The sequence below is a fragment of the uncultured Aquincola sp. genome (assembly GCF_964001545.1).
Classification (GTDB): domain Bacteria; phylum Pseudomonadota; class Gammaproteobacteria; order Burkholderiales; family Burkholderiaceae_C; genus Aquincola.
The window spans coordinates 1-1947 of record NZ_CAXFDV010000060.1; the positions used below are offsets into that span (position 1 = coordinate 1).

3 protein-coding genes are annotated in these 1947 nt (G+C 69.5%); 2 read left to right on the forward strand and 1 reads right to left on the reverse strand.

The annotated features are described in order from the left end of the window. Positions 1 to 167 precede the first annotated feature (167 nt). The gene (locus tag ABNT58_RS02165) at positions 168 to 1118 is read right to left on the reverse strand and encodes a LysR family transcriptional regulator (protein WP_348751872.1); all 951 of its coding nucleotides are present in this window, start codon (positions 1116 to 1118) and stop codon (positions 168 to 170) included. A 107-nt stretch (positions 1119 to 1225) separates the two neighbouring features. Between ABNT58_RS02165 and ABNT58_RS02170 the strand changes: the two genes are divergently transcribed. Beyond that, the gene (locus ABNT58_RS02170) at positions 1226 to 1441 is read left to right on the forward strand and encodes a hypothetical protein (RefSeq protein ID WP_250198502.1); all 216 of its coding nucleotides are present in this window, start codon (positions 1226 to 1228) and stop codon (positions 1439 to 1441) included. Positions 1442 to 1518: 77 nt separating this feature from the next. Beyond that, positions 1519 to 1761: a hypothetical protein gene (locus tag ABNT58_RS02175; RefSeq protein WP_348751873.1), complete on the forward strand. Its 243-nt coding sequence runs from the start codon at positions 1519 to 1521 to the stop codon at positions 1759 to 1761. Positions 1762 to 1947 lie beyond the last annotated feature (186 nt).

Consider the following 1947-nt stretch of genomic DNA (forward strand, 5'->3'; position numbering starts at 1 on the left):
AAGGAAGCGCCGGGCCGCCCCAAGCTTCCTTGCTCCCCCTCGGGGGGACGGGCCGGGCGTAGCCCGGACCTTGGGGGCCCAATCGAGGAAGCGCCGGGCCGCCCCAAGCTTCCTTGCTCCCCCTCGGGGGGACGGGCCGGGCGCAGCCCGGACCTTGGGGGCTGCATTCAACAGCCGCGGCCGCAGGCTTCGAGCATCAGCCCGCGCAGCCAGCGGTGCGCGGGCTGCTCATCGTGGCGCGAGTGCCACAGCATCTCCACCTGCAGCCCGCTCATCTGCAGCTCGGCCGGCAACGGCCGCGTCACCAGCCGCTCCTGGTGGCCGGTGGCGCGCATGAACGAGGTGGGCAGCACCGTCAGCAGGTCGGAGTGCGCCACGATCTGCCCGGCGGTGAAGAACTGGTTCACCGTCAGCATCACCCGCCGCTGCCGGCCCAGCGCCGCCAGCGAAGCGTCGATCGGCCCATGCGCCCGGCCCGACAGGCTCACCGACAGGTGCAGCGCCTCGCAAAAGCCATCCAGCGTCATCTCGCCCTGCGCCAGCGGATGGTCTTCGCGCATCACGCAGTGGTATTCGCTCTCATACAGCCGCTCGCGCCGCAGCGGTGAGTCGAGCCCCTGGCGCAGGATGGCCATCACCGCCGCCGGGAAGTAGCCGATCGCGAAGTCGGCTTCGTTGTTTTCAAGCAACTTGCGCGGGTCGCGCGTGACCAGCGGCAGCACCTGCAGGTTGGCCTGCGCCTTCATCTGTTCCAGCCGGGCCACCACCGGGGGCAGCAGCGTCACCGCCGTGGCGTCGGACATCAGCAGCAACAGGTTGGCGCTGTCGGTCTGCGGGTCGTAGGTGGCCGGCGCGATGGCGCGCTCCAGCTGCGCCAGCGCGTCGCGCACACTGGGCCACAGCGCCTCCGCCTTGGGCGTGGGCACCACACCGAAGGCGGTGCGTGTGAGCAGCTCGTCGCCCAGCAGGGTGCGCAGGCGCTTGAGCGCATGGCTGACGGCCGACTGCGAGAGCGCCAGGTTCTGCGCGGCGCGGGTGAGGTTGCGCTCGTGCATCACCGCGTCGAACACCCGCAGCAGGTTCAGGTCGAGGTGGCGGAAGTTGACGCTGGCCGGCATGTCATGAACGCCATGAATATCTCATGTGCAGCGAATTCGCTTTAGAAAGGTCAGGGTAAACCCGATACTACGTACATCCCACAGACATGAGCCCACAAGGAGTCGCTATGTCCCACACCGCTGCCACCCTGCCCCTGAAGCCCGCCACCTCGGCCCAGGCACCTGCCGGTGCATGGCTGCGCCGCGCCGGACGTGGCGTCTGGAAGGCTTTGGAACAGGCCGGCCAACGCCGCGCCCAGGCCGAACTGGCCCAGTTTGCCGCACTTCACGCCAGCCAGTTTCCCGAACTCGCCGCCTTTGCGCGCCCCCAGCGCGACCGCTGAGCCCCGAGCCGGAAACGACTGCCTCCACACATCTGTCGCCGCTGCCCGCGTGAGCAGCGCGACCTGAAGGAAACACCATGAGCACGACCAGCAACGTCTTCGTCCCCCGCTACCAAGCCACCCCGCGTGGCGCCAAGCTGGTGGGTCTGATCGTCAGCACCTTCACCAACATCGCCGAGCGTCGCCGCGCCGCCAAGCTGGCCGCCGTCAAGTCGGTGGAAGCTGAAGAAGTGCGCCGCTACGCCCGCGGCGTGGCTCGCCACGACCCCGGCTTCGCGGCCGACCTGTTCGCCGCGGCCGACCGCCACACCAGCAACTGACTCGAGCCGGCGCTGATCGGCGCCGGGCTTCGGGCATCATCGGGCACTTCAGCCCGATGGGCCCGACGACCCGGTTCCTGATTGCACCCGCCGTCCTTCCTTTCCGTACCGATCGCTGACAGCCTGCCACCCGCCCACCGGGGGTGTGCATGACGCTGTTCCTGGCGCGCCGCCTGGCCGTGCTGG

Coding starts and splice junctions, on each gene's coding strand:
- ABNT58_RS02170 (WP_250198502.1), top strand. CDS start 1,226: ATGTCCCACACCGCTGCCACCCTGCCCCTGAAGCCCGCCACCTCGGCC.
- ABNT58_RS02165 (WP_348751872.1), bottom strand. CDS start 1,118: ATGCCGGCCAGCGTCAACTTCCGCCACCTCGACCTGAACCTGCTGCGG.
- ABNT58_RS02175 (WP_348751873.1), top strand. CDS start 1,519: ATGAGCACGACCAGCAACGTCTTCGTCCCCCGCTACCAAGCCACCCCG.